Genomic DNA, 26,136 nt, shown 5'->3' with positions numbered 1-26,136 from the left:
CGATGACCCGGCCGATGCGCGGCACCGTTAAGGATGGTCATGAAACTACCTCTCAACATGTTGGCGCAGATGCGCGCCGCAACCCGCAATCTGTTGGGCAGCGGTCCCGCCGCCGCCACCGAAGCGATCCAGCAGGCGCTGTCCGCCGCCGGCCTGGCGCCGCAGGCGGCGTCCACACAGCAGCCGCCGATGCGCGATATCAATCAGCCACCTGCGCCACCATCTGCGACAGCGCAACCGCAAGCTGACGCCGCGCCCCCCACTCCCGCGCAGGCGGCGCAGGACTTCGCGCAGGATTTCATGGCGCGCCTGGGCGTGCCGGCAGGCCTGGGCCAGCACAGCTTCGACATGCCCAGCTTCGAGCTGCCAAACTTCCACCCGTCCGGCTTCAACGCGCCGGCCGCCACGCCAGCGGAGATACCCGCCGGCGCGCAATTCATCGACGGCGTGTACCGCAACCATGCGGGCACGCGTTCGTACAAGCTGTATATCCCCAGCAGCTATCATGGCCAGGCCATGCCGCTGATCGTGATGCTGCACGGCTGCACGCAAAATCCCGACGATTTTGCCGCCGGCACGCAAATGAATGCGCTGGCAGAAGAAAAGGAGTGTTTTGTCGTCTACCCGGCGCAGACGCAGGGCGCCAACAGTTCGCGCTGCTGGAACTGGTTCAACGCCATCGACCAGCAGCGCGACCAGGGCGAACCGTCGCTGATCGCCGGCATCGCCCGGCAAGTCATCGACGACTACCCGGTCAACGAGCGCGAAGTGTTTGTCGCCGGCCTGTCGGCGGGCGGCGCCATGGCCGTGATCGTCGGCACCCTGTACCCCGACCTGTTTGCCGCTGTCGGCGTGCATTCGGGTCTGCCCTTCGCTTCGGCGCAGGACTTGCCGTCGGCGCTGGCCGCCATGAAGGGTGGCGCCATGCCCAATGCCCAGCGCAAGGCGCCGGCGGGCGGCGTGCCCATCATCGTCTTCCATGGCGACCGCGACACCACCGTCAACCCGCGCAATGGCGATGAACTGATCGCCCAGGGCGTGCGCAGCCAGTCGGGCGGCAAGGCGGCCAAAGCCGCTTCCGTCGATGGCAGCGTGCCGAATGGCCACCGCTACACGCGCACCACGCACAGCCAGGCCGATGGCTCGCCGCTGGGCGAACACTGGGTCATCCACGGCGCCGGCCATGCCTGGTCCGGCGGCAGCGATAACGGCAGTTACACGGACGGCAAAGGGCCGGACGCCAGCCGCGAGATGCTGCGCTTCTTCAAGACCGTCAGTTGATGTTCTCGGCGAAGGGCGCGATCTGCCGCTGCTTGTCGGCGATCTCGCACACGCCGTCGGCATAGCGGTTGGAGATGGCGATGAACTGGTCCTGGATCTGCAGGAAGGCGTCGACGATCTCGGCGTCGAAATGCGAACCGCGCCCCTCGACGATGATCTGCACGGCCTGCGCATGGTCCATGCCCTGCTTGTAGATGCGCCGGCTGATCAGGGCGTCATACACGTCGGCCAGCGCCATCAGGCGCGCCGAAATCGGGATGTCTTCGCCAGCCAGGCCTTGCGGGTAGCCGCTGCCATCCCATTTTTCATGGTGGCTGTAGGCGATCTCTTTCGCGTACTTGAGGAAATCGACTTCGATGCCCAGCTCGTGCTCGGCCGCCAGGATGGCGTCGCGCCCGAGCGTGGTATGCGTCTTCATGATGGCCATTTCGTGCGGTTCGAAACGTCCCGGCTTGAGCAGGATATGGTCGGGAATGCCCACCTTGCCGATATCGTGCAGCGGCGCCGTCTTGAACAGCAGTTCGATATTCTTGTCCGTCAAAAAATCGCGGAAACGCGGCAGGCCGCGCACTTTCTCGGCCAGCGCTTTCAGGTAGTGCGAGGTGCGGCGGATATGGTTGCCCGTCTCGCTGTCGCGCGTCTCGGCCAGCGAGGCCATGGCGTGGATGGTGACGTCCTGCAGCGCCGCCACCTCCTGCACGCGGCGCTCCACCTCCGTTTCCAGGTACTGGTTCTGGTCGCGCAAGAAATCCTGCATCTGCTTCATCGCCAGCTGCGTCCTGATGCGCGCCAGCACGATGGGCGCCGAAATCGGCTTGGTGATGTAGTCGACGGCGCCCAGGGCCAGGCCCAGCTGCTCGTCGGCCACTTCGCTCATGGCGGTGACAAAAATCACGGGGATGCCGGCCGTGGCGGGATCGGCCTTCAGCGCGCGGCACACATCGTAGCCGCTCATGCCCGGCATCATGATGTCGAGCAGGATCAGGTCGGGCTGGTCGCTGCCGGCGGCGATCTTCAGGGCGCGTTCGCCATTGACGGCGATCTTGGTGCGGTAATCGTCTTCCAGCACCGCGCGCAGCAGGTCGATATTGTCTGGTGTGTCGTCGACCACCAGAATGGTTGGCTTGCTTGCCGGCGCTCTCATGCCCGTCCTTCGCTCTGCATAGTTATCCTTGTCACAGTGTCAGCTCCAGCGCATCGGCCACCTCGCCCAGCTGCGCCAGCGCACCTTCGAAATCGTATTGTCCCAGCATGCGCTTCAACTGGCGCGCGTGTTCCGCCTGCCCGGCCGCGACCAGCACGGGGCCGATGCCGTCCAGGTGCTTGACGGCCTGCGCATCGTCCTGCAGCAGCAGCTGCGACAATTCGCGCAAGCCCGCTTCCAGGTGCGCCCGGTCCACCGCCGCCACTGGCGCCACCGCCGCGCCGCCCGCCTCGGCCACATGGCCGCGCGACTGCATGGCCAGCACGATCTTCGGCACCAGCTCGTCGAGCGCCAGGGTGCAGGCGGCCAGCGCCTGCGGCAAGCCGTCGTGCGAACCCAGGCTGAGCAAGTGCTCGACCCGCGCGGCGCTGTCGGCCAGGCCGCCGGCGCCGATATTGCCGGCCAGGCCCTTCAGAGTATGCGCTTCGCGGATCGCCGTCTCGAGCTGGTTGTTCTCGATGGCGGCAACGATGCGCTGCATGGCGTCGAACTGGGTTTCCACAAAACGGTCCAGCAATTTTCGCATCAAAACGGCATTGCCGCCCACGCGACGCATGGCTTCCGCCATTTTCAGACCGGCGATCACGGGCAACTCCGCTTCCGGCTGCGCCACCACCGCCGTCATTGCCTGCGGCGTGGCTGGAGCGATCCAGCGTGCCAGGGTACCGAACAACTGCGCCACGTCGATCGGCTTGGCGATGAAATCGTTCATGCCGGCATCCAGGCATTTTTCCTTGTCGCCCACCATGGCATTGGCCGTCATGGCGATCACGGGCAAATTCGAATAACGGGGATCCTGGCGCAGCTTGCGCGTCGCCTGGTAACCATCCATCACCGGCATCTGGCAATCCATCAGCACGCCGTCATAGGCGTTTTCCTCGATCTTCGCCAGCGCGATGGCGCCATTGCCCGCGATGTCGACGCGGATGCCGGCGTCGTTGAGAATATGCTGCGCCACTTCCTGGTTGACTTCATTATCCTCCACCAGCAGCAGCCACGCGCCGCGCAAGGCGCGCTCGTCGTCGCGGTAGCTGCTCTGGCGCTGCGTCTTGCGGCTCTGCCCCGTCACGCCGCCAAACACGAACGATATCTGGTCGAGCAGGGTCGAGGCGCTGACCGGCTTGTTCAATACGCCGTCGAACGGCAAGTCCCGCTGGCGCGCCGCCTCCAGCAGCGCTTCGCGGTGGAAGGCCGTGACCATGATGCAGGCCGGCGTCGCATCGATGCCGGCGGCATCGGCGCGGATGCCGGCCAGGGTATCGAGGCCGTTCATGCCCGGCATTTTCCAGTCCATCAGCACCAGTCCGTACCCTCGCCCCTCGGCGCGCGCCTGCGCCACGGCGCCGATGGCCAGTACGCCGCCAGACACGGCACGCGCTTCGAAGCCCAGCGCCGTCAGCATGCTGACAAAGATTTCACGCGCGCTGGGGTTGTCATCGACCACCAGCACGCGCAGGCCCTGGAATTGCTGCTGATGCTGCAGTTGCGACAGGCTGTCGCGCGGCACGGCGGCCAGGCCGAAGCGGGCCGTGAAGAAGAAGGTGCTGCCCACGCCCGCTTCGCTGACCAGGTCGATCTCGCCTTCCATCATTTCCACCAGGCGCTTGCTGATGGTCAGCCCCAGGCCCGTGCCGCCATGGTGGCGCGTGGTGGAGGTGTCGGCCTGGGTAAAGGCCTGGAACAATTTGCTGCGCTGGGGCGGCGTGAGGCCGATGCCCGTGTCGCGCACATCGACGCGCAAGACAGCCGCATGTTCTTCCAGCTGCTGCAGGCGGATGCTGACGACGATCTCGCCCTTGTCCGTAAACTTGATCGCGTTGTTGGTCAGGTTGATCAGCACCTGGCCCAGGCGCAGCGGGTCGCCCTGCAAGGCGTTCGGCACATCGGGGGCGATGTCGAACAGCAGTTCGAGCCCCTTGTCCTGGGCGCGCATCACGGAAAGGTCGGCGATCTGCGCCAGCACGTCCTCGAGGAAGAAATCGACTTTTTCAAAGGCCATCTTGCCCGCCTCGATCTTCGAGAAATCGAGGATGTCGTCGATGATGGCCAGCAGGTTCTTCGAAGCCGATTCCACCTTCTCCAGATAGTTGCGCTGGGTCGACGTGAGGTCCGTCTGCAGTGCCAGGTGGGTCATGCCGATGATGCCGTTCATCGGCGTGCGGATCTCGTGCGACATGTTGGCCAGGAAGTCCGACTTCATCTTGGTCGCATCCTCGGCCACTTCGACGGCGTGGCGCAGATCCTGCTCGACAGCCAGACTGGTACTCATGTCCTTGAGCGCCTGCAGCAATTCGCCCGTCTCGTCGCGCGACGTCACTTCGATGACGGAACTGAGGTCGCCATTGGCCACGCGCGTGGCGATCGCCACCGCCTCGCCCAGCGGACGCGTGATCGAGCGCGCCGACCAAGCAAAGGCGAGACCGGTCAGCAAGGCTGCCAGGCCGATGCCGCCCATCAGCAGCAGCGAGGTATCGATGTCGTTGCGTATCCGGGCCGCGCTGTCGCGGATCAGTTGCTGCTGCAAGTCATCGAGCTGGCTCACGTACAGCAGCACTTTTTCCAGCACCGGCAAGGTCTGCGTCTGCATGGCCTGCTCGGCGCGGGCATCCTCGCCGCGCTCGACCAATTCGAACATCGTCTTGAGCGACACATAGTAGTCGGCGCGCGCCAGGTGCATCTGCTCCAGCAGGCGCCGTTCCTCGGGCCGCGCGTCGAGACCGTCGAGGATGCGCACCTGCTCATCGATGCCCTGCTTGATCGCTTCCAGGCGCGCCTGGTTCGCCTGGCGCAGCGCCGGCTCGTGCTGGCTCGGCAGGTTTCCGATGCGCGTGGCCGCCTCGCGCGCCAGTCCGTGGATCTTGCTGGTGGCCTTGGCGGCGACCCAGTCGCGCTGCAGGATATCGTCGGTCTCTGCGCGGATAGCATAGATGCGGCTCCCCGCCAAGACGATGACGACCAGCATCAGCACGATCAAAATGGCATAACCGGCATTGATGCGCACGCCGATGCGGATATCCCTGAAGCGCATAACTTTCCTGTAAGAAATTCTTAAAAATCGAAGTCTGAACGTATTCCCCTACAAAATGCAAGGTCTTTTGCAAAGGAAAAAGCGCGCCGATGCGCTTATCTGGCCGGCGTTGCTGCCGGAGGGGTCAAGGCGGCGATGCGCTCTTGCAGGCAGGCGGGGCACCAGCAGCCCACGGCGGTGCTGCCGGGCACGGGAACGGCCGGCGGCAGGGCCAGGCACCAGCAGGGCTCCTTGGCGTCCGGATCAAGCTGACCACACTGGAAGGTGGCGCCGCACAGGCTGCATACGCTCATGGCTGTGTTTGAATTGGCAAGTGTGTGTCCTGCCGCGCCAGGATACGACGCAGATGTAACGGGCAGTAAAAGGGCTGGCTGGGGGGCATATCGGGCCAGACTATAGGATCATCAGGGAAAATACAACAAGATCGCCCTATAATGCCTCCAAGATTTTCTTCTTCCCTGTAAAATCTCACAAATCTATTTTCCGGACTCGCCATGAATCAACTAGCTAACTTGAACCTGGACATGAATGACGACTTGACGGCGGTGTCGCCACAAATCAAGGCGCAGATTCTGGCCGAGGCCCTGCCCTACATCCGCAATTTCCATGGCAAGACCATCGTCATCAAGTACGGTGGCAATGCCATGACGGACGAACGCCTGAAGCACGGCTTCGCGCGCGACGTCATCCTGCTCAAGCTGGTCGGCATGAACCCGGTCGTGGTGCACGGCGGCGGACCGCAGATCGACAACGCGCTGAAAAAAATCGGCAAGCAAGGCACCTTCGTGCAAGGCATGCGCATCACCGATGAAGAAACCATGGAAGTGGTGGAGTGGGTGCTGGGCGGCGAAGTGCAGCAGGATATCGTCATGCTGATCAACCATTACGGCGGTCAGGCTGTGGGCCTGACGGGCAAGGATGGCGGCTTGATCCGCGCGCGCAAGATGCAGATGCCGGACCGCGAACATCCGGGCGAATTCCTCGACATCGGCTTCGTCGGCGAGATCGACGCGATCAACCCGGCCGTCGTCAAGGCGCTGCAGGACGACGCCTTCATTCCCATCATCTCGCCGATCGGTTTCGGCCAGGATGGCCAGGCCTACAACATCAACGCCGACGTGGTAGCCGGCAAGATCGCGGAAATCCTGAAAGCGGAAAAGCTGATCATGATGACCAACATCGCCGGCGTCCAGGACAAACAGGGCAACCTGGTGACCGACCTGTCGGCACGTGAAATCGACGAGATGTTCGCCGACGGCACGATCTCGGGCGGCATGCTGCCGAAGATATCGTCCGCGCTCGACGCCGCCAAGTCCGGCGTGAACACGGTGCACATCATCGACGGCCGCATCGAACACTCATTATTGCTGGAAGTGTTGACCGAGCAAGCTTTTGGTACTATGATCCGTTCGCACTAAAAAAATCGCAACGGATCACAGCGAGTAGTTTGGCGGCGCAGATCACCTGGCGCCGCTTTTAATTTGCCCTTGTAGCTCAGTGGTAGAGCACTCCCTTGGTAAGGGAGAGGCCACGTGTTCGATCCACGTCAAGGGCACCAGTATCCTTTCCCCGCAGCTGAGAAAATGTCTATGGCGGCGTTGTACTGCCTCGCCGTACATGCGTACTGTCTTCGTCAGTACGCCTTGCCCTGAACACTTTTCCATCTGCTCTGCCGCGTGTTTTGCGCGGCGGAGCTAGCGTCATCTATTCTTCCTGCTGTCGTTAAAACTAATAAATCCGCTCGACCTTCAAGCCCTTCTGACGCAATAAATCCGGAACGCTTTTCGTTCCCACCAGGTGCAGCACGCCGATGGCGGCCAGGCTGGACTTTTCGCGCGCCAGCAACCTGGCGATGCCGTCGGCCAGGGCGGGGTTGCGGCCATCCAGCAACACCTTTTGCACGAACTGGGCGGCGAACGACGGGTCTGTCGCTGCCTTGGCGGCCAGCCTGTCGAAGGCGGCGGCATCGGCCGTGCGCCAGGCGTTGGCGATCTCGCGCGCTTCCTGGCTTTGTTCCTGGTCCTCGATCGACGCCACGCCGTCTTCCAGGAAACGGCACTGGTCGGCCGGCGACATGGCGCCGAACAGCGCCATCTGGCCTTCCATCGACTCGAGTTCCACCACGGGAATCTTGCGCGCCTTGGCCTGTTGCGACAGATAATTGTCGACGGCCAGGTCGGAGCGGTAGCCCAGGGTGGAGAACTCGCCGATGGCCAGCATGCTGGCCAGCATCCACGGCTTCATCGGCGCCACCGACTCGGCTGGAATGCCGTATTTTTGCAACAGCGGGGCCAGGCGCGGGGCCAGAGTCTGACGGCAATCAAGCGGCACTTGGCTGCCCGGCGCCTCCATGCCGTACTTCAGCACGGCGCCCAGGGCGGCGCGCGGGTCGGCGCCGGGATCGATCTCCAGCGCCAGCGCGCCAGCCTGGTGCAGCGCCTGCGTCACCGTCGGCTCGAGCGGATAAAAATCGGGCGCGCCGACGTGGATGGTGCCGAACAGATACAGGGTATGGCTGGCGTCCTGCACCTTGAACAGGGCGCCCCGGTTTTGCGCCGCAGGCGGTGCTTCGGCAAAGGCCGCCGGCAACGGCAGCAAGAATAATCCGCAAAACATCACTATAATCTGGCGTCGCATGGTTTTCCTGATTGTTGAATTTTTCATCTTGCTTATCATCTTGCCTAAAGACTCCTGTGCCTGTGTCCCATCTTAACCGCTCGTCGCCGGTCTGGCTGTTTGACCTCGACAACACGCTGCACAATGCCTCGCACGCCATCTTCCCCACCATCACGGCCAATATGAACACGTATATTGCCCGCGTGCTGGGCGACGGCGTGACGCCGGCCGACGACGCCATCGTCAATGCGGCGCGCGCGGCCTACTGGCGCCGCTATGGCGCCACCTTGCTGGGCATGGTCAAGCACCATCAGGTACAGGCAGCGCATTTTCTGCACGAGACGCATGCATTCGACGATTTGCGCGCCATGATACGCGCCGAGCGGGGGCTGGGGGCTTTACTCAAACGCCTGCCTGGCCGTAAAATTTTACTCACCAACGCGCCGCTGCGCTATTCGAGCGACGTGATGCGCCACCTGGGCTTGCGCCAGCATTTTTCGCAGCATATCGCCATCGAGGCGATGCATGTGCACCGCCAGCTGCGGCCCAAGCCATCGACCCTGATGCTGCGCAAACTGATGCGCAAGCACCAGATCCGCCCTGGCCGCTGCATCCTGGTGGAAGACACCCTGGCCAACCTGAAGGGTGCGAAAAAACTGGGCCTGCGCACGGCATGGGTCACGCAATACCTGAAAATGGCGGATCCGATCGGCGTGGCGAAGTTGCCCAAGGCGTTAAATCGCCCCGCTTACGTCGATGTCAAAGTAAAATCTGTCCGGCATTTGGCACGCCGCCTTCACCGTCTGCGTTGAAGGGAACTCCTGGGCTTCCGGTTGACGCCGGAAGCTGCACCGCTAGCGGCGGTGACGGACCTCCCCATCAAGGCAGCATTTTTTTTAACGACAAGAGAAAATATGGCAAGCACACCGCCGGGCCAACGCAGGCTACAAATTCTTCAGGCCCTCGCCGCAATGCTGGAGCAGCCGAAAGGCGAAAAGATCACCACTGCCGCACTGGCAGCCAGACTGACCGTGTCGGAAGCGGCCCTGTACCGCCATTTCGCCAGCAAGGCGCAAATGTTCGAAGGGCTGATCGAATTCATCGAGTCGAGCGTCTTCGGCCTGATCAACCAGATCGCGGAAAAGCACAGCGATGGCATGACGCAAACGCGCGACATCGTCGGCATGCTGCTCAATTTCGCCATCAGCAATCCGGGCATGACGCGCGTATTGATCGGCGATGCGCTGGTCAATGAGGACGAACGCCTGCAAGTGCGCATGAACCAGTTCTACGACCGCGTGGAACTGGCGCTCAAGCAGGCCTTGCGCGTGGCCGCCGCCGAAGGCCATGGCAAGGAAAGCGAAGTGGCGGCGCGCGCCACCCTGATCGTCGGCTTCGTCATCGGACGCTGGCACCGCTACGCCAAGAGCGGCTTCAAGATCAATCCCTCCCAGGAAGCGGCGCTGCAAATCGCCATGCTGCTGGGGTAAATCACCGCCGCGGCTGTCCCCATGCATACCGACTGTTTCGCCCTGCTCGACGACGCCAGCACCCCAGGCGCCGGTTCGCGCCTGTACACGGGCCTGGCGGCGGTCTTGCAGTGCACCGAGGGGCAGGCCTGGCCCGAGCTGCTGGAAGGCCTGCAAGACGCCTTACATCGCGGCCAGTACGCCGTCAGCGTATGCAGCTACGAGCTGGGGGCGCATTTGCTGGCCATGCCGCCGCGCGCGGCAGGCATCAACGCGCCGCCGCTGGCGCAAGTGCTTGTCTTCGACCATTGCACGCAGCTTTCACAGGACGAGGTGGCGCAATGGCTGGACGTGCGTGTCCACGCCGACGCAGCGCCGGCCGGCGTGGCCGATATCCGCGCGAATGTCGACCAAGCCGAATTCACGCGCGCGCTTGACCGCATCCACGACTACATCGTGGCCGGCGACACCTATCAGGTCAACTACACGTATCGCTTGCGCTTCGACGCCTTCGGCTCGCCCCTGGCTCTGTATGCGCGGCTGCGCGCGCGTCAGCCCGTGCCCTACGGCGCGCTGGTGATGCTGCCCGATGGCGGCGCCCTGCTGTCGCTGTCGCCGGAGCTGTTCGTGCGCCATGCACAGGGCGAGCTGATGGCGCGCCCCATGAAAGGCACGGCGCCTGCCGCCCCTGCCGACCAAACGGCAGAAAATATGCGCCGCGCCAGCGCCCTGGCCAATGACCCGAAGAACCGCGCGGAAAACCTGATGATCGTCGACCTGCTGCGCAACGACATCGGCCGCATCGCCGTCACCGGCTCCGTCAAGGTGCCGGCACTGTTCGAGGTGACGCGCTACAGCAGCGTGCTGCAAATGACCTCCACCGTGCAGGCGCGCCTGCGTGACGACGCCAGCCTGGCCGACGTCTTCCTGGCCTTGTACCCGTGCGGCTCGATCACGGGCGCGCCGAAACGCCGCACCATGGAAATCATCGCCGAGCTGGAGCCGGCGCCGCGCGGCATCTATACGGGCGCCATCGGCTGGTTCGACCCTCCCGCCGCCGGCGCTACCCACGCGGTGGGCGACTTTTGCATGTCCGTGCCGATCCGCACCCTGGCCTTGCAGCCGGCTGGCCCTGACAGCATCCGGCGCGGCGAGATGGGCGTGGGTGCCGGCATCGTGCTCGACAGCGACCCGCACGAGGAATTTGCGGAGTGCCAGCTCAAGGCCCGCTTCCTGACGGGGCTGGCCAATGACTTCGAACTGTTCGAGACCCTGCACGCCAGCCGCACCGGCGGCTGTCGCCAGCAAGAGCGCCACCTGGCGCGCCTGGCCGCCTCCTGCGCCTATTTCGGTTTTGCCTGGAGTGAGAGTGCCGCGCAGGCCGCGCTGCAGGCGGCCTGCGCGGCGCGCCCCGACGACGCGCCCTTCCGCCTGCGTCTGGCGCTGCGCCAGGATGGCCAGTTCACGACGCAAAGCAGTGCGCTCACCGCCCTGCCGGACATGGTAACCATCCTGCTGGCGCCTGACGCCACGACTGCCGGCGACCTGTTCCTGCGTCACAAGAGCAGCGTGCGCGCACGCTACGACGCGGCCTGGCGCGCGGCCGAGGCGCGAGGCAGCTTCGACATGCTGTTCTTTAACGAACGGGGCGAACTGACGGAAGGCGGGCGCAGCAATGTCTTCGTCCGCCTCGATGGCCGCTGGCATACGCCGCCCCTGTCCTGCGGCCTGCTGCCCGGCGTACAACGCGCCGCCATGCTGGCCGATCCCGCCTGGGACGCGCAGGAAACCATCATCACGCGGGCCATGCTGGCGCAGGCCGAAGCGGTTGTCGTGTGCAACGCGCTGCGCGGGGCGATACCGGCGCAGCTGGTTACCTGATATCTACCTGCATCTCGTAACCACCATAAATCATCCGCTTGCCATCGAACGGCAGCTTGGCCGGATCCATCATCTCGGCCAGGCGCGGGTCTTTCATGACCTTGTCGTTGATTTCATCGCGCTTGGCGCGCGACGCATACACGATCCAGGAAAACACCACCACTTCGCCATCCTGCAAGTCCACCGCCTGCGGGAACGACGTCAGCTTGCCTGGCTTGACGTCATCGCCCACGCATTCGCGAAATTCCAGCGCGCCGTACTCGCGCCAGATGGCGCCGCAACTGCGCGACATGGCCAGGTAGGCTTCGAGCTTGGCTTTCGGTACGGGCACCACAAATCCATCGACATACGCCATGATGTTCTCCTTGGTTGTGACAAACGCGAACAACCAGCTTAGGACAATGATGGCAAGACGACAAGCGCGGCATTAAAAAAAAGCAGGCGATCAAGCCTGCTTGCGTGTCGGCAACTTACAGCGCCAGCGCTTTTTCCACCGCGCCCACCAGTTTCTTGTCGTCCGGCGTCACCTTGCTGGGGAAGCTTTCCACCACTTTACCGTGACGGTCGATCAGGTATTTGTGGAAGTTCCAGGCCGGGGTCTTGCCCGTCTGCTTGATCAAGTCCACATACAGCGGATTCGGCGCGGGGCCGGAGACCACCGATTTGGCGAACATGGGAAACTTCACGCCATAGGTGTTGTAGCAGAAATCGGCGATTTCCTTGCTGTTGCCCGGCTCCTGCTTGCCGAAATCGTTCGACGGGAAGCCCAGCACCACCAGGCCCTTGCTGCCGTACTTGGCGTACAGCGCCTCGAGCCCTTCATATTGATTGGTAAAACCACAATAACTTGCCGTATTGACCACCAGCACCACCTTGCCCGCGTACTGGCACAGGTTTTGCGGCGCTTCATCCTGCAGGCGGTTGAAGGTCTGCTTGAGAATCGCGGGGCAGGCGGCCGGCGCGACGGCAGCTGTAGCGGTTTCGGCGGCATGGGCCGGCATGGCCAGGCTGGCGCCGGCGGCAAGGGTGGTGAGCGCAAACAGCTGGGCAAGAGTCTTGGACATGAAGGGCACCATGGTTGAACGGAAAAAACCATTCTATGTCAAACGCCGCGCGCGCGCATGAGGGCCACAAGAACAGCAATTGCTTGAGCGACATCAACGATAGTGCAGTACTTGCCCATCGCACAGTTTTTTTACCTATGCTCGGCCTTCCTATCCCATTTCTTGCCTTGTGGAGTCGCCATGCCCTTCCCGCACCTGACCGCATTACCCACCGCCCTGCTGGCCGCCAGCCTGCTCACCCTGGCGCCAGGCGACACGCTCGCCGCCACGGCCGCCAAAGCGGCCAAGCCCGCCGCGACCAGGGACGCCCCCGCCCTGCCCGGCTACCAGGCTGACCTGAGCCAGACCACCGTGTCCGGCCTGTCCTCGGGCGGCTTCATGGCGGCGCAGTTTGCCGTCGCCTACTCGGCCACGGTGGCCGGCGCCGGCATCATCGCGGGGGGCCCGTATTTCTGCTCGGGCCAGCCGGGCCGCTTCCCCTACATCCCCTACCTGACGAATGCCCTGACCACCTGCATGAATCCGGGCAGCGCGCAGGTGGCGCCGCCTGTCGCCAGCGAATTGCTGCGCGCGGCGAACGACTTCGCGCGCGCCCGCCTCATCGACGACACGGCCAACCTGAAACGCCAGCGCGTGTATCTGTTCAGCGGAACGAAAGACCAGACCGTGACGCGGCCGGTAGTGGAACAGGTGGGGAAATTCTATGCGCTGGCGGGCACGCCGGCCGAGCAGATCCGCTTCGTCGACAATGTCGGCGCAGGCCATGCCATCATCACGGACAACAATCAGGACAAGGCTTGCGATGTAACGGCGTCGCCCTTCATCAATGACTGCGACTTCGTGCAGGCGCGCGACATCCTGCAGCACCTGTATCCGGACCTGCAGCCCGCGTCGACCACGCTGACGGGCAAGTTGATCGCCTTCAACCAGCGCAGCTTCATCCAGAACGCATACTCGAGCATGAACAACACGGGCTACGCCTACATCCCGAAAGCCTGCGACAACGAAAGCTGCCGCGTGCACGTGGTCTTCCACGGCTGCTTGCAAACGACGCAAGCCATCGGCGACCGTTTCTATACCAGCACCGGCTACAACCAGGTGGCGGACGCCAACAAGATCATCGTGCTGTATCCGCAGGCCGAACCGAGCCCCGTCTACCCGTACAACCCGAAAGGCTGCTGGGATTTCTGGGGCTACACCAGCATCAATCCGATCGACCCGGATTTCTACCGCAAGAGCGGCACGCAGATGGAAGCGGTCAAGGGCATGCTGGACAGGTTAGGATCGGCTCGCAACAGCCGTCGATAACGGACGTCACGGATGCTTAAAAAAAATCGTAGCGAGCGGCAACGAGGCTCGGCGCCCCCAGCTGGCTAAGAAGCGCAGCTGTACTGAGTACGGGGCCGCCGAGGCAGCGCGCATCGTAGGCCGGAAAGCGCGCCGCGCAGTAGATTTAATCAAGCATCCTAGATACCGCCCATGCAGATGTACTTGATGACCAGATAGTCTTCGATACCGTAGGTCGACCCTTCACGGCCCAGGCCCGATTGCTTGACGCCGCCGAAGGGGGCGATCTCGTTCGAGATCAGGCCCGTGTTGACGCCGACCATGCCCGTTTCCAGGCCTTCGGCCACGCGCCAGATGCGGCCGATGTCGCGCGAATAGAAGTAGGCAGCCAGGCCGAATTCCGTGTTGTTGGCCAGGGCAATCACTTCATCGTCCGTCTTGAAGCGGAACAGGGGCGCCAGCGGGCCGAAGGTTTCCTCGGTGGCCACGCGCATGTCGTTCGTCACGTCGGCGATGATGGTCGGTTCGAAGAAGCCGTTGCCCAGCGCGTGGCGCTTGCCGCCAGCGAGCACGCGGCCGCCCTTGCCCAGCGCGTCGGCCACGTGTTCTTCCACCTTGGCGACGGCCTTGGCGTCGATCAGCGGACCTTGCGTGACGCCCGCCTCGATGCCATTGCCCACCTTCAGCTTGGCCACGGCGGCCACCAGCTTGTCGGCAAACGCGTCATACACGCTGTCCTGCACGTACAGGCGGTTGGCGCACACGCAGGTCTGGCCCGCATTGCGGTATTTCGAGGCGATGGCGCCTTCCACGGCCGCATCCAGGTCCGCGTCGTCGAAGACGATGAACGGCGCATTGCCGCCCAGTTCCAGCGACAGTTTCTTGATCGTTGGCGCGCACTGTTCCGCCAGCAGGCGGCCCACCTGGGTCGAACCCGTAAACGTCAGCTTGCGCACGATCGGGTTCGACGTCATTTCGCCGCCGATGTCTTTCGGCGCACCCGTGACGATGCTGAACACGCCCGCAGGCACGCCAGCGCGCTCGGCCAGCACTGCCAGCGCCAGCGCGGAAAACGGCGTGGCTTCTGCCGGTTTCAGGACCATCGGGCAGCCGGCGGCCAGGGCCGGGCCGACTTTGCGGGTGATCATGGCAGCGGGGAAGTTCCACGGCGTGATGGCGGCGCATACGCCGATCGGCTCCTTGGTGATGACCAGGCGGCGGTCCGGCCACGGCGACTGCAGGGTATCGCCCGCAACGCGCTTGCCCTCTTCGGCAAACCACTCGATGAACGAGGCGCCGAACTGCACTTCACCCTTCGCTTCCGGCAAGGGCTTGCCCTGCTCGGTGGTCATGATCAGCGCCAGATCGTCGGCGTTTTCCAGGATCAGGTCATGCCAGCGGCGCAGCACGGCCGCGCGCTCCTTGGCCGTCTTCTTGCGCCAGGCAGGCCAGGCGGCATTGGCCGCCTCGATGGCGCGGCGCGTCTCGGCGGCGCCCATCAGGGGCACCGTGCCGATATGCTCGCCCGTGGCGGGATTGCTCACATTAATCGTCTGGCCACCATCGGCATCGACCCAGGCTCCATTCACGTAAGCCTGGTGACGCAACAAGGTAGGATCTTTCAACTGCAGCATATGGATCTCCGGTCTGGTTTGAATTATCGACGAGGGATACTATGCCACAGCGCGGCAGATTTCGCAGGCGCGGCGCTGAACTGCCCCAAGCTCTACTCGACCTTGAAAGACGACAGTTTCGGGTCCGGCGCCGGGTATTCCAGTTTCATGCCCTGCAGGGTTTCCAGCAGCAGGGATGCGACCACCAGGTTGCGCTGCGTCTTGGAGTTCGATGGCACCACGTACCACGGCGCGTGGTCGGCATCCGTCTCGCGGATCGCCGTTTCATAGGCGCGCTGGTAGCCATCCCACTTCTTGCGCTGGGCGATATCGTTGGGATCGAACTTCCACTGACGGTCGGGATCGTCGAGCCGCTCCTGCAGCCGTCCCCGTTGCTCGTCCTTCGAGATATGCAGGAAGACCTTCAGGATGACGGTGCCCGTTTCGCTCAGCATGCGCTCGAAATCGCGGATCTGCGCATAGCGGCGCTGGCATTCGGCCTTGTCGATCATGTCCTGCACGCGCGTGATCAGCACATCCTCGTAATGGCTGCGGTTGAAGATGGCGATCTCGCCTTTCACGGGCACATGCTGGTGCACGCGCCACAGGTAATCGTGCGCCAGTTCGATATCGGTGGGTCCCTTGAACGCCACGGCGCGGATGCCCATCGGGTTGATATTGCTGAAGATGGCCTTGACCGTGCCATCCTTGCCCGACGTATCCATGCCCTGCAAGACCAGCAGCACCTTCTTTTTGTGCTGCGCGTACAGCATGCTCTGGCACTCGGCGATCTGCGCCGTCAGGGCCACGGTTTCCTCGCGGTCCAGGGCCTTGCACTGGGCCGCCGTCAGCTTCTTGTTCGCCGCCTTGCTGGCGGCGCCCAGCAGGCGCTTGCCGGCGAAATCCTCGTTCAGGTCGAAGTCCTTCCCGGCACGGAACTGCGTGCGCGCCTTCATGCCGCCACCGCCAGCTTACGGTGCTCGATTTTTGTGCAATGGTCCATCACCACATCCAGGCCCGCCGCCCGCGCCAGTTGCGCCGCCTGCTCGTTGATGACGTCAAGTTGCAGCCACAGGCAGCCGGCCTTGACGGCGATGGCTTCCTCGGCGATGGGCAGAATATCTTCTGACTTGCGGAAGCAGTCGACGATGTCGATGCGCGCCGGCGCGACAGCCGCCGCGGCCTGCGTCAGGGTGGCGTAAGCGCGCTGCCCCAGCACATCGCGTCCGGCGAGGGCCGGATTGACGGGCAACACGCGATAGCCATGCCGCAGCAGGTAATCTGCCACTTCATGGCTGGCGCGTTCGGGCTTATCGGACATGCCGACGATGGCGATGATGCGGCTGTCTTGCAGGATGCGGGCGATGTTGGACATATTCTGGTCTATGAGGCGTGCGACATTGCCCCCTTAGCGTAGCAGATTCCCGTCCCGGTGGGAGCTAGCCAGAAGACTTAGCCGTCCGCACGGCCGCCATCTTCGCCACGAAGGCCTGCGCGCGCGCCGTCACGGCCGCGTAGTCTCCCGTGGCGCCCGGACCACTCAGACTGCTGCCGATGCCTACGGCCACGGCGCCGCTGGCAAACCATGCATGCAGGTTCTCCACCGTCACGCCGCCCGTCGGCATCAACGGCGCTTGCGGCAGGGGCGCGCGCAGGGCCTTGATGTAGGCGGGACCGAACATCTCGGCAGGGAAGACCTTGACGATGTCGGCGCCCGCCTGCAGGGCCGTGACTATCTCCGTCGGCGTCATCGCCCCCGGCATAGACAGCACCTGGTAGCGCTGACACAGCGTGATGGTCTCCACGTTCACGCCAGGCGAGATGATGAACTGGGCGCCGGCCAGGATGGCGGCGCGTGCCGTCTCCGTATCGAGCACCGTGCCCGCGCCCAGCAGCACGTCATGGCCATGGCGTTCGCGCAGGGTGCGCAGCACGCCCAGGGTATCGGGCGTGGTGAACGCCACTTCCAGCGCCGTGATGCCGCCGGCAATGCACGCCTCGGCAATCTGCACGGCCGCCTGCGCCGAAGAGGCGCGCACGATGCCGACCATACCCCGTTCGATAATGCCCTCGAAAACCGTGTGCTTCTGCATTTGCTCTCTCCTGTCAGGCCGGCAGGGCGCCAAAGCGCACTTCCGGCAAACCGCGCACGCCCACCTGACGCGCATGAAACAATCCCCCGGCCAGCGGTTCGCTCGCCAGCTGGGCCGGGCTCAAGCTCTCCTGCGCCGTCGTGACGAACAATTCGTCGTAGCGCGGGCCGCCCAGGCTCACGCAGCTGGGCTGCGAGACGGGCAGGCTGATCTTGCGCTCGACGCTGCCGTCCGGCGCGAAGCGCAAGACCCTGCCGGCGCCCCATTGCGCGCTCCACAGGTAGTCATCCGCATCGACGGTGGCGCCATCGGCGGCGCCGGGGCCCGGATCGAGCACGGCAAACACGCGCACCCGGCTGGCATCGCCCCCCAGATAATCGTCCCAGCGGTAGATCGCCTTCTTCATCGAGTCGCAGAAGTACATGGCCGTGCCATCGACGCTGAAGCAGATGCTGTTCGAGATGGCGATCTGCGGCAGCGGCAGGCGCTCCAGGGTCAGGTCCAGGTTGAGGCGGTAGAAGCTGGCGACGGCATCGCGGCACGGGCGCTCATCGAGCGTGCCGAAGACAAAGCGTCCCTGGCGGTCGCAGCGGCCATCGTTCAGGCGCGTCATGGGCAAGTCCCCCTCCACCGTGTGCAAGGGCGTGACGGCCCCGCTGCGCGCGTCAAACCAGGCCAGGCGCGAAGCCAGTCCCAGCAGCAGCACATCGTCGCTGTCCGTCAGCGCGAAGCACGCCAGGCGCTCCGGCATGGCCCACGTCTGGCGCTCGCCTGTGGCCAGCACCAGCGCATGCAGCTGGCAGCCTTCGATATTCGTCCAGAAAACGCGGCCGCTGCGTTCGCACCAGCGCACGCCCTCGCCGAGAAAATTCTGCGCATCGACCAGTAATTGGGCCTGTGTCCCCATCATTTTTCCTTTAACTAATGTATAACGCATGATAAAACCGTCGCGAGCGGAAGTCAGTTGTGCCCGAGACGCGCAACTGTGCTTGAGCACAGTGAGCATCGAGGCCGCAAATGACGACGCGCAGCAGGTTTGATCGTGCGCTATCAATGTGATTCGCGCGGAACCGCCGAGCCTCGGCAACCGACGAGGAAGTCGAGGTCCGCGCCTTCATCGGCCTGCGTCACGTGCTTGATGTACATCGACTGGTAGCCGCCCTTCATGGCCGGTGGCGGCGCGCTCCATTCCGCCCGCCGGCGCGCCAGCTCGGCCTCGTCGACGTCCAAGTGCAGGCGCCGTCCCGCCACGTCGAGTTCAATCATGTCGCCATCGCGCACCAGGGCCAGCGGCCCGCCCACGGCCGCTTCCGGCGCCACGTGCAACACCACCGTACCGTAGGCCGTGCCGCTCATGCGCGCGTCCGAGATGCGCACCATGTCGCGCACGCCCTGCTCCAGCAGTTTTTTCGGCAAGCCCATATTGCCCACTTCGGCCATGCCCGGATATCCCTGCGGGCCGCAATTTTGCAGCACCATCACGCAGCTGGCATCGATATCGAGGGCGGGATCGTCGACGCGCTTTTTATAGTGCTCGATGCTGTTGAAGACGACGGCGCGGCCACGGTGCTGCATCAGTTCCGGCGAAGCGGCGGAAGGCTTGATGACGGCGCCGCGCGGGGCCAGGTTGCCATGCAGGACGGCGATGCCGCCCTCGTCCTTGAATGGCTGCGCCAGCGGTGTGATCACCTCGGGATTGAAATTTTCCGCTTCGGCCACGTTGACGGCCATGCTGGCGCCCGTGACGGTGAGCGCCTCGCCATGCAATTTGCCCAGCAAGTCGCGGATGATCACCGGCAGGCCGCCCGCATAATAAAAATCTTCCATCAGGTACTGGCCCGACGGCATCAGGTTCAGCAGGCAGGGAATGTCGCGCCCCAGGCGGTCCCAGTCGCCCAGGCGCATGTCCACGCCGATGCGCCCGGCGATGGCCAGCAGGTGGATCACGGCATTGGTCGAGCCGCCGATGGCGCCGTTGACCATGATGGCGTTTTCAAACGCTTCGCGCGTGAGGATCTGCGACAGTTTCAGGTCTTCATGCACCATGTCGACGATGCGCCGGCCCGTCAGCTGTGCCTGCAGCTTGCGGCGCGCATCGACGGCGGGAATGGCCGCGTTGCCGGGCAGGGTCACGCCCAGCGCCTCGACCATGCTGGCCATGGTGGAAGCCGTGCCCATGGTCATGCAGTGGCCGGCGGAGCGCGACATGCACGATTCGGCCTGCTTGAATTCGTTTGAGGTCATGCGCCCGGCGCGCACGTCTTCGGAAAACTTCCACACGTCGGTGCCGGAGCCGATCGGTTTGCCGCGGTAGTTACCGTTCAACATGGGACCACCCGACAGCACGATGGTCGGCAAGTCCACGCTGGCCGCGCCCATCAGCAGGGCCGGAGTGGTCTTGTCGCAGCCCGTCAGCAGCACCACGCCGTCGATCGGGTTGGCGCGGATCGATTCCTCGACATCCATGCTGGCCAGGTTACGGAACAGCATGGCCGTCGGGCGCAGGTTCGTCTCGCCCAGCGACATCACGGGGAATTCGACGGGAAAACCGCCCGCTTCGAGCACGCCGCGCTTGACCATCTCGGCCAGGTCGCGGAAATGTCCATTGCAGGGGGTCAGTTCGGACCAGGTATTGCAGATGCCGATGACGGGACGGCCATCGAAGGCGTCGCTGGGATAGCCCTGGTTCTTCATCCAGCTGCGGTGAATGAAACTGTCCTTGTCGTCGCCGCCAAACCACGCTTGCGAACGCAAGGGACGCTTGTTCTTGTTGTCACTCATACTGTCTCCTGCGGGGAAATCAAGCCGCGCGCGGCGGCGATCAGCAGCGCACCGTGACCGGCCAGATTGGCTTGCTGCTGGTCGTCGACGATGACGCGCTTGCCATAAAAAAATCCGTGTTCTTCGATCAGCAGCCCGAGCGCCTGGCGCAGCATGGGCTTGCCGGTAATGACGAGCGGGGTATCGGGCCGCATCTGGATGGCGGTGCTGTTGCGCAGCGCCAGCAAGTCGCCACTGAGGACGGCGCCCATCAGGAAATTGGCCCGCTCGTTGCATTCGATGGAGCTGAACTGGCCCAGGGTGCGCACGCTGAAGCAGGCGCGCGCCAGCCCCGTTTTTTGCGCCGCCGCCGCGCCGGCCAGCAGCATTTTCGGCACCAGGGTCTGCGCAAAACCGCCATCGACCGATTGCTTGATCAGGGTGTGCTGCGTGATCGCCTGCAACAGTTCGCCCGCGATGGTGGTGCTGCAGCCGAGGATGCGGCGCTGCTCGTCCACGCTGATCAATTTGGTATGCGAGCCGGGCATGATCAGGGTCGCCGCGCCCCGCAATTGCAGGCGCTCGAGCAGCGCGACGACTTCCGTCTCTTCGCCGCGCATCATGTCCATCGCCTCGACGTTATGCAGGCCGACGGCGCCATGCTGGTTGCGCACGCCGGGAATCAGCCACAGGGGCTGCGCCAGCACGTCGGGCAAGTCCACCGCCTGCATGCCTTGCGCCAGCTGGGCCAGGCCGGCGGGCGCCGGCAAATGCGGCACTTCGCGCACTCCCATGGGCGAGGTGATCATGCCCGAGGCCAGCGCCAGGTCCACCTCGGACGGCGCAATGCCCGCGCTGGCCAGCACGCAGGCGATGGTGTCACGCAGCGCCTGTTTCAGCGCGCCGTTATGGCCATCGATGGCGGTATTGCGCACGCCCGTTTCCAGCTGCGCCTGGGCGACGACGGCGCCCGCGCGCCACAGCAAGGTACGCGTATTGGTGGTGCCGGCATCGATGGTGAGTATGTTCATGGGCAGGTTCGCAGCGTCGGTCAGGACAAAAATAAATGAGGGAAAAACTACCCCATGGTAGAACTGCCCCGCATATCTGACCAATCACTTATTTGACATCATTGATACCGGTTCGGATATGTCAAACGCGTCGATATCCTGCACGCCCAAACGGTAGGCGAGCTTGAAACGCATCGCCTGTCCCGGCTGCATGTCCACACCCTGCGCCAGCAGGGAAAAACAGCGCGCATCGGAATACAGATGGCAGCCGTCCTGGGTGCTGGAAAAACGCAAGACCCGGCCGGACGCGGGGTCGACAACCCGCGCCGCCTCGCGCAGCTGGCCGCTGCCCGTCCAGTAAAAGTCATGCCGGAATCCCGGCAAGTGGGCCAGCGCGGGCCAGGCCAGGCGCGAAGCGAGCGGCGCCGGCTGGCGGAAGTCGAAGGCGCTGCCCGCCACATCGTGCGGAGAACCGCCCGTGCCACCGCCAGGCCAATAGCGATCGGCAGCCAGGCGCAGCACATGGTCGCCCACGCTGGCATGGTTGCCCTGTAGATTGAAACGGGGTGCGGCAAGCGCAAAACGGGAAACGGTATCGGATGTGGCGACACAGTCGAGGTGCAGGCTGCCGTCATCATCAAACCGGTAGCTCAGGCGCACCGACAGGCCGTCTTGCGCCAGCTGCAACTGCAAGTGGCCGTCGTCGGGCGATGCGCACTGCCAGCCCGTGGAGGATCGTGCCGCTGGGGGCGCCGCGCCCAGCACATCGGCCAGCCGGCCATAGCGGTCGGGCGCCCACCAGGCCCGCACGCTGGCATCGTGCGTATCGATGGCCACGCGCATGCCGCGCGCGTTGCGCAGCAGATGCATCATGGCGCCTGCCCGGGGGCTGGCGGCGGCCGGCTGCGCTGCTGGAATTCGCGCGGCGTGCAACCGAGTTCGCGCTTGAAGACGGCATGCATGTACTGCACCGTGGTAAAGCCGCAACGCACGGCCACCTCGGCCACCTGCCCCGGCCCGCGCGCCAGCAGGGTCTTGGCCGCGTCGAGCTTGAAATGCAGAATCTCATCGTGCACGCTGCGCCCCAGCTCGTGGCGGAAGTGCGCTTCGAGCGAAGAGCGCGACACGCCCACGTAATCGGCCACCTGCTCCGTCTTGATGCCCTGGCAGGCGTACTGGCGAATGAAGTGGCGCGCCTGCATCACCTGCGGATGCTGGAAGGGCTGGTGGCGCGTGGAAGCAAGCACGTTCAGGCCGGCCGGCGGCACCAGGATGCGCGTGCCGGACAGGCGCGCGCCGTTGAGCATCTGGTGCAGCAGATGCGCCGCCGTGCGGCCCATTTCCTCCGTGCCCTGGATCACGGAACTCAAGGGAATGCGCGTGAGCATGCGCGCCAGCGGGTCGTTGTCGATGCCGATCAGGGCGACCTGCTCCGGCACGGCGATGCCCGCGTGCATGCAGGCTTGCAGCAGCTGGCGCGCGCGTGCGTCGCTGACGGCGATGATGCCGACGGGTTTTTCCAGGCTGTTGAGCCAGGCGATCTGCTGCTCCACCGCTTCGTCCCATGACGGCGCGCTGGTGGCGACGCCCCGGTACACGTCGGCATGCATGTGGTCGCGCTCCATCAAGGTGCAAAACGCCGTTTCGCGCTCCTGCGCCCAGCGGTTGACATCGGCCTCGGGCAGGCTGAAACAGGCAAAGCGGCTCAATCCCGCTTCCACCAGATGTTCATAGGCCAGCTTGACGATCTTGAAATTATCGGTCGCCACGTACGGAATGACGGCCGGGTAATCCTCCGCGCGCGCATACGAGCCGCCCACGGCCACCACCGGCAGGCGGCTGTGCGCCAGCGCCGCGCAGACGGCGGGATCGTCGAAATCGGCGATGATGCCGTCGCCCTGCCAGCGTTCGATGCCCGGCAGGCGGCAACGAAAATCCTCTTCCAGGAACAGGTCCCACGACACGCGCGTGGTGTTCAGGTAGGCGGCGATGCCCGCGATGATGTCGCGGTCATAGATTTTATTCCCGTTAAACAGCAGCGCAATCCGGTGCGCGGTCGGCATTTTCATGGTGTCTCCTCCCGTGCCAGATCGTTTCACGGCTAGCGGCGTCCGGCACGCGTGCTGACATCGACCCACACGGCGAGGGTGAGGATACTGCCTTTTACGATCATCTGCCAGTAGGTGTCCACGTCCAGCATGGACATGCCGTTATCGAGGCTGGCCATCACCAGCGCGCCGATCAGGGCGCCATACACGGTGCCCGAGCCGCCGCGCATCGAGGTGCCGCCGATGAAGCAGGCGGCGATGGCATCGAGTTCGCTGAAGGTGCCGGCCGACGGCGAACCGGCCGCCAGGCGGCCCGTGTTGATCAGGCCCGCCAGCGCGCACATCAGGCCCATGATGCCGAAGATCCACAGCTTGACGGCTTTCACATTGATGCCGGACAGGCGTGTCGCCTCCATATTGCTGCCAACAGCGTAGATGCGGCGGCCGAATACGGTCTGGCTGGTGATGTAGCTGAACAGCCCCAGCAAGGCCAGCAGCAACAGCACGGGCAGCGGGATGCCTTCATAGCCATTCAGGGTTTGCACGAAGGCATACAGCACGGCGCCGATGACGGCCAGGCGCAAGCCGTCGGCCCAGGGCGCCGTCTGCGGCAAGCCATGCTGCGCGCGGCTGGCGCGCGCGCGCCACGTCAGGAAAGCGGCCAGCAGGAACAGGCCGATGCCCAGTACGATGCCGGGCACCGCGGGCAGGTAGCCCTGCCCCAGGTAGACCATCGGCTCGGAGACGGGCGCGATCGTGATGCCGCCCGTGATGCCCAGCAGGATGCCGCGATACGCCAGCATGCCGCCCAGGCCGACGATGAAGGATGGGATGCCCCGGTACGCCGTCAGGTAGCCGTTGAGGAGGCCGATCACCAGGCCGCAGCCGAGTACCGCCGCCAGGTTCAAGGCCAGGGGCCAGTGCTGCGTCACGTCCAGCACGGCGGCGATGCCGCCAAGAAGCCCCAGCAGGGAGCCGATCGACAGGTCGATCTCGCCGGCGATAATCACCAGTACCATGCCGCAGGCGAGGATGCCGGTGACGGACATCTGGCGCAGCAGGTTCGACAGGTTGCGCGGCGTGAGGAAACTGCCCTCCGTCTTCCACGAAAAGAAGGCCCAGATCAGCGCCACGGCGATCAGCAGGGCCAGCATCTTGTATTGGGTGAACAGCTGTTTGATACTGTGCGGTTTCATGCTGCGGGTTCCTTGTTTGCGGTGTTGGCGGAGGGTGCCGGGCGCTGGTCCAGCGCCGCCGCCAGCACGGTTTCCTGGCTCAGGCCATCGTTGATAAAGTCGCCGCGCAGGCGGCCCTCGCCCATCACCAGCACGCGGTCGGACACGCCCAGCACTTCGGCCAGTTCCGACGAGACCATGATGATGGCCACGCCCCGGTCGGCCAGCGCCAGCATCAATTTATAGATTTCATATTTGGCGCCCACGTCCACGCCGCGCGTGGGCTCGTCGAGAATCAGGACGCGCGGGCGCGTCAGCAGCATCTTGGCCAGCACGGCCTTTTGCTGGTTGCCGCCCGACAGGCTCGTAATGGACAGCGACGGGCTGGCCGCCTTCAGCTCCAGCCGGGCGATCTCGCCGCGCACGGCCGTCAATTCCGCCTCGCCGTCGATGCGCGTGGCGCGCGCGAATTGCTCCAGCACGGCCAGGGTGATGTTCTGCCCCACGTCGAGGTCGGGCACGATGCCGTGATGCTTGCGGTCTTCCGGCACCATGGCCAGGCCCATGGCGATGGCCTTTTGCGGCGAGCGGGTATCGATTCTCCGGCCATCGAGCCACACTTCGGCCTGGCACTGCCCCTGGTAGGCGCCGAACAGGGCCGAGACGAGCTCCGTGCGCCCCGCCCCCACCAGACCGGCGATGCCGAGGATTTCGCCCTTGCGCAGGGTGAATGACACATCGTTGACGCGCTTGCGCTGCGGGTTGTCGGCGTCGATGCAAGTCACATGGCGCGCCTCGAACAGCACCTCGCCAATGGCCGGCGGCTGCGCGCGCTGCGGATACAGCTGGCTCATTTCGCGGCCCACCATCTGCGCGATGATGCGTTCGACGTTCATCTGCGCCATCGGCGTGGTGGCGATATGCCTGCCGTCGCGGATGACGACGATGGTGTCGCAGATGGCCGCCACTTCATCGAGCTTGTGCGAAATGTAGATGCAGGTGACGCCCTTGGCCTTCAACGCGCGCAGGATATCGAGCAGCACGGCGATTTCCGACGCCGTCAGCGACGATGACGGCTCGTCGAGAATCAGCAAGCGCGCATTCTTGTTGAGCGCCTTGGCGATTTCCACCAGTTGCTGGTGGCCGCCGCCGTAATTCATCACGGGCTGCGCCACGTTCAATTCGGGAATTTTCAGTTCGCGCAGCAGCTCGTCGGCGCGCTTGTACATGGCCGCATAATGCATGCGCCCACCCGGCAGGGTCAACTCGCGGCCCATGAAGATATTTTCGGCCACGGACAGCTGCGGCACCAGCATCAGCTCCTGGTGGATGATGATGATGCCCGCGTCTTCCGTGTCGCGGATCGATTGCGCGCGCAGGGGCTGGCCATCCCACAGGATGTCGCCATCCCAGGTGCCGTGCGGGTACACGCCGGACAGCACTTTCATCAGGGTCGACTTGCCGGCGCCATTCTCGCCGCACAGACCGATGCATTCGCCGGCCCGCACCTGCAGGTCGATGCCGTCAAGCGCGCGGACACCGCCAAACTGTTTGACGATGCCTTTCATTTCAAGCAGATAGTCGGACATGCTCACTCTCGTTGCGGA

The 26,136-nt window shown here is 64.3% G+C and carries 23 protein-coding genes and 1 tRNA gene; 7 read left to right on the top strand and 17 right to left on the bottom strand.

Going from position 1 to position 26,136, the window contains the following annotated elements:
- The first annotated feature begins 39 nt into the window (after nucleotides 1-39).
- Entirely contained in the window at nucleotides 40-1,281 is a 1,242-nt protein-coding gene (locus O3300_RS17880; RefSeq protein ID WP_305053702.1) for a PHB depolymerase family esterase, read from the top strand.
- Here O3300_RS17880 and O3300_RS17875 read toward each other — a convergent pair.
- From O3300_RS17875 to O3300_RS17865, 3 genes are all read right to left on the bottom strand, one after another.
- Nucleotides 1,274-2,425, bottom strand: coding sequence for a two-component system response regulator (locus tag O3300_RS17875; protein ID WP_289899653.1), 1,152 nt, complete (start codon nucleotides 2,423-2,425; stop codon nucleotides 1,274-1,276). The two genes, O3300_RS17880 and O3300_RS17875, sit on opposite strands and share 8 nt — an antisense overlap.
- Nucleotides 2,426-2,456: 31 nt before the next feature.
- Nucleotides 2,457-5,513: a response regulator gene (locus tag O3300_RS17870; RefSeq protein ID WP_099665915.1), complete on the bottom strand. Its 3,057-nt coding sequence runs from the start codon at nucleotides 5,511-5,513 to the stop codon at nucleotides 2,457-2,459.
- Nucleotides 5,514-5,608: 95 nt separating this feature from the next.
- On the bottom strand, nucleotides 5,609-5,806 hold the full coding sequence (locus O3300_RS17865) for a cysteine-rich CWC family protein (RefSeq protein ID WP_305053701.1): 198 nt from the start codon (nucleotides 5,804-5,806) through the stop codon (nucleotides 5,609-5,611).
- A gap of 231 nt (nucleotides 5,807-6,037) precedes the next feature.
- Between O3300_RS17865 and argB the strand changes: the two genes are divergently transcribed.
- On the top strand, nucleotides 6,038-6,931 hold the full coding sequence (argB, locus tag O3300_RS17860) for an acetylglutamate kinase (RefSeq protein ID WP_010393729.1): 894 nt from the start codon (nucleotides 6,038-6,040) through the stop codon (nucleotides 6,929-6,931).
- Nucleotides 6,932-6,996: 65 nt separating this feature from the next.
- A tRNA-Thr gene (locus O3300_RS17855) sits at nucleotides 6,997-7,071 on the top strand.
- A 170-nt stretch (nucleotides 7,072-7,241) separates the two neighbouring features.
- Here the strand turns inward: O3300_RS17855 and O3300_RS17850 are convergent.
- On the bottom strand, nucleotides 7,242-8,111 hold the full coding sequence (locus O3300_RS17850; RefSeq protein WP_305053700.1) for a TraB/GumN family protein: 870 nt from the start codon (nucleotides 8,109-8,111) through the stop codon (nucleotides 7,242-7,244).
- Between the two features lie 95 nt (nucleotides 8,112-8,206).
- Here O3300_RS17850 and O3300_RS17845 point away from each other — a divergent pair, with 95 nt between their 5' ends.
- From O3300_RS17845 to pabB, 3 genes are all read left to right on the top strand, one after another.
- A complete protein-coding gene (locus tag O3300_RS17845) occupies nucleotides 8,207-8,941 on the top strand; it encodes a pyrimidine 5'-nucleotidase (protein WP_077398423.1) in 735 nt (244 codons plus the stop codon).
- Nucleotides 8,942-9,043: 102 nt separating this feature from the next.
- Nucleotides 9,044-9,619 carry a nucleoid occlusion factor SlmA gene (slmA, locus tag O3300_RS17840; protein WP_305053699.1) on the top strand — a complete coding sequence of 192 codons (576 nt, stop codon included), beginning with the start codon at nucleotides 9,044-9,046 and terminating at the stop codon, nucleotides 9,617-9,619.
- A gap of 21 nt (nucleotides 9,620-9,640) precedes the next feature.
- Complete coding sequence (gene pabB, locus O3300_RS17835) at nucleotides 9,641-11,479, top strand: aminodeoxychorismate synthase component I (protein WP_305053698.1); 1,839 nt, start codon at nucleotides 9,641-9,643, stop codon at nucleotides 11,477-11,479.
- On the opposite strand, the gene O3300_RS17830 is transcribed toward pabB, so the two are convergent.
- Entirely contained in the window at nucleotides 11,472-11,834 is a 363-nt protein-coding gene (locus tag O3300_RS17830; RefSeq protein ID WP_251349549.1) for a DUF1428 domain-containing protein, read from the bottom strand. The genes pabB and O3300_RS17830 overlap by 8 nt on opposite strands.
- 115 nt (nucleotides 11,835-11,949) lie before the next feature.
- Nucleotides 11,950-12,543, bottom strand: a complete 594-nt coding sequence (locus O3300_RS17825; RefSeq protein ID WP_289912542.1) for a glutathione peroxidase — start codon at nucleotides 12,541-12,543, stop codon at nucleotides 11,950-11,952.
- A 180-nt stretch (nucleotides 12,544-12,723) separates the two neighbouring features.
- Here O3300_RS17825 and O3300_RS17820 point away from each other — a divergent pair, with 180 nt between their 5' ends.
- Nucleotides 12,724-13,851, top strand: coding sequence for a poly(3-hydroxybutyrate) depolymerase (locus O3300_RS17820; protein ID WP_305053697.1), 1,128 nt, complete (start codon nucleotides 12,724-12,726; stop codon nucleotides 13,849-13,851).
- Nucleotides 13,852-14,009: 158 nt separating this feature from the next.
- Here O3300_RS17820 and gabD read toward each other — a convergent pair whose 3' ends face one another.
- From gabD to xylG, 11 genes are all read right to left on the bottom strand, one after another.
- Nucleotides 14,010-15,464: an NADP-dependent succinate-semialdehyde dehydrogenase gene (gene gabD / locus O3300_RS17815; protein ID WP_305053696.1), complete on the bottom strand. Its 1,455-nt coding sequence runs from the start codon at nucleotides 15,462-15,464 to the stop codon at nucleotides 14,010-14,012.
- A 92-nt stretch (nucleotides 15,465-15,556) separates the two neighbouring features.
- The gene (locus O3300_RS17810; protein WP_305053695.1) at nucleotides 15,557-16,399 is read right to left on the bottom strand and encodes a PPK2 family polyphosphate kinase; all 843 of its coding nucleotides are present in this window, start codon (nucleotides 16,397-16,399) and stop codon (nucleotides 15,557-15,559) included.
- Nucleotides 16,396-16,818, bottom strand: a complete 423-nt coding sequence (locus O3300_RS17805) for a CoA-binding protein (protein WP_305053694.1) — start codon at nucleotides 16,816-16,818, stop codon at nucleotides 16,396-16,398. Before O3300_RS17805 ends, O3300_RS17810 begins: the two co-directional genes overlap by 4 nt.
- Before the next feature lie 64 nt (nucleotides 16,819-16,882).
- Nucleotides 16,883-17,536 carry a bifunctional 2-keto-4-hydroxyglutarate aldolase/2-keto-3-deoxy-6-phosphogluconate aldolase gene (locus O3300_RS17800; RefSeq protein ID WP_099665924.1) on the bottom strand — a complete coding sequence of 218 codons (654 nt, stop codon included), beginning with the start codon at nucleotides 17,534-17,536 and terminating at the stop codon, nucleotides 16,883-16,885.
- A 13-nt stretch (nucleotides 17,537-17,549) separates the two neighbouring features.
- Nucleotides 17,550-18,443, bottom strand: coding sequence for an SMP-30/gluconolactonase/LRE family protein (locus O3300_RS17795; RefSeq protein WP_305053693.1), 894 nt, complete (start codon nucleotides 18,441-18,443; stop codon nucleotides 17,550-17,552).
- 143 nt (nucleotides 18,444-18,586) lie between these two features.
- The gene (araD, locus tag O3300_RS17790; RefSeq protein ID WP_305053692.1) at nucleotides 18,587-20,317 is read right to left on the bottom strand and encodes an L-arabinonate dehydratase; all 1,731 of its coding nucleotides are present in this window, start codon (nucleotides 20,315-20,317) and stop codon (nucleotides 18,587-18,589) included.
- Nucleotides 20,314-21,327 carry a 2-dehydro-3-deoxygalactonokinase gene (locus O3300_RS17785; protein ID WP_305053691.1) on the bottom strand — a complete coding sequence of 338 codons (1,014 nt, stop codon included), beginning with the start codon at nucleotides 21,325-21,327 and terminating at the stop codon, nucleotides 20,314-20,316. The genes araD and O3300_RS17785 overlap by 4 nt, the downstream gene beginning before the upstream one ends.
- Before the next feature lie 84 nt (nucleotides 21,328-21,411).
- Entirely contained in the window at nucleotides 21,412-22,179 is a 768-nt protein-coding gene (locus tag O3300_RS17780) for a hypothetical protein (RefSeq protein ID WP_305053690.1), read from the bottom strand.
- Nucleotides 22,176-23,375, bottom strand: a complete 1,200-nt coding sequence (locus tag O3300_RS17775) for a DNA-binding transcriptional regulator (RefSeq protein ID WP_305053689.1) — start codon at nucleotides 23,373-23,375, stop codon at nucleotides 22,176-22,178. Before O3300_RS17775 ends, O3300_RS17780 begins: the two co-directional genes overlap by 4 nt.
- A gap of 32 nt (nucleotides 23,376-23,407) precedes the next feature.
- Nucleotides 23,408-24,550: a sugar ABC transporter permease gene (locus O3300_RS17770; RefSeq protein WP_034783811.1), complete on the bottom strand. Its 1,143-nt coding sequence runs from the start codon at nucleotides 24,548-24,550 to the stop codon at nucleotides 23,408-23,410.
- Entirely contained in the window at nucleotides 24,547-26,118 is a 1,572-nt protein-coding gene (gene xylG, locus O3300_RS17765) for a D-xylose ABC transporter ATP-binding protein (RefSeq protein WP_305053688.1), read from the bottom strand. Before xylG ends, O3300_RS17770 begins: the two co-directional genes overlap by 4 nt.
- Nucleotides 26,119-26,136 lie beyond the last annotated feature (18 nt).

The sequence above is a fragment of the Janthinobacterium sp. SUN206 genome (assembly GCF_030587305.1).
GTDB classification, from domain to species: Bacteria; Pseudomonadota; Gammaproteobacteria; order Burkholderiales; family Burkholderiaceae_D; genus Janthinobacterium; species Janthinobacterium kumbetense.
This window is presented reverse-complemented; position numbering and strand designations above follow the sequence as displayed.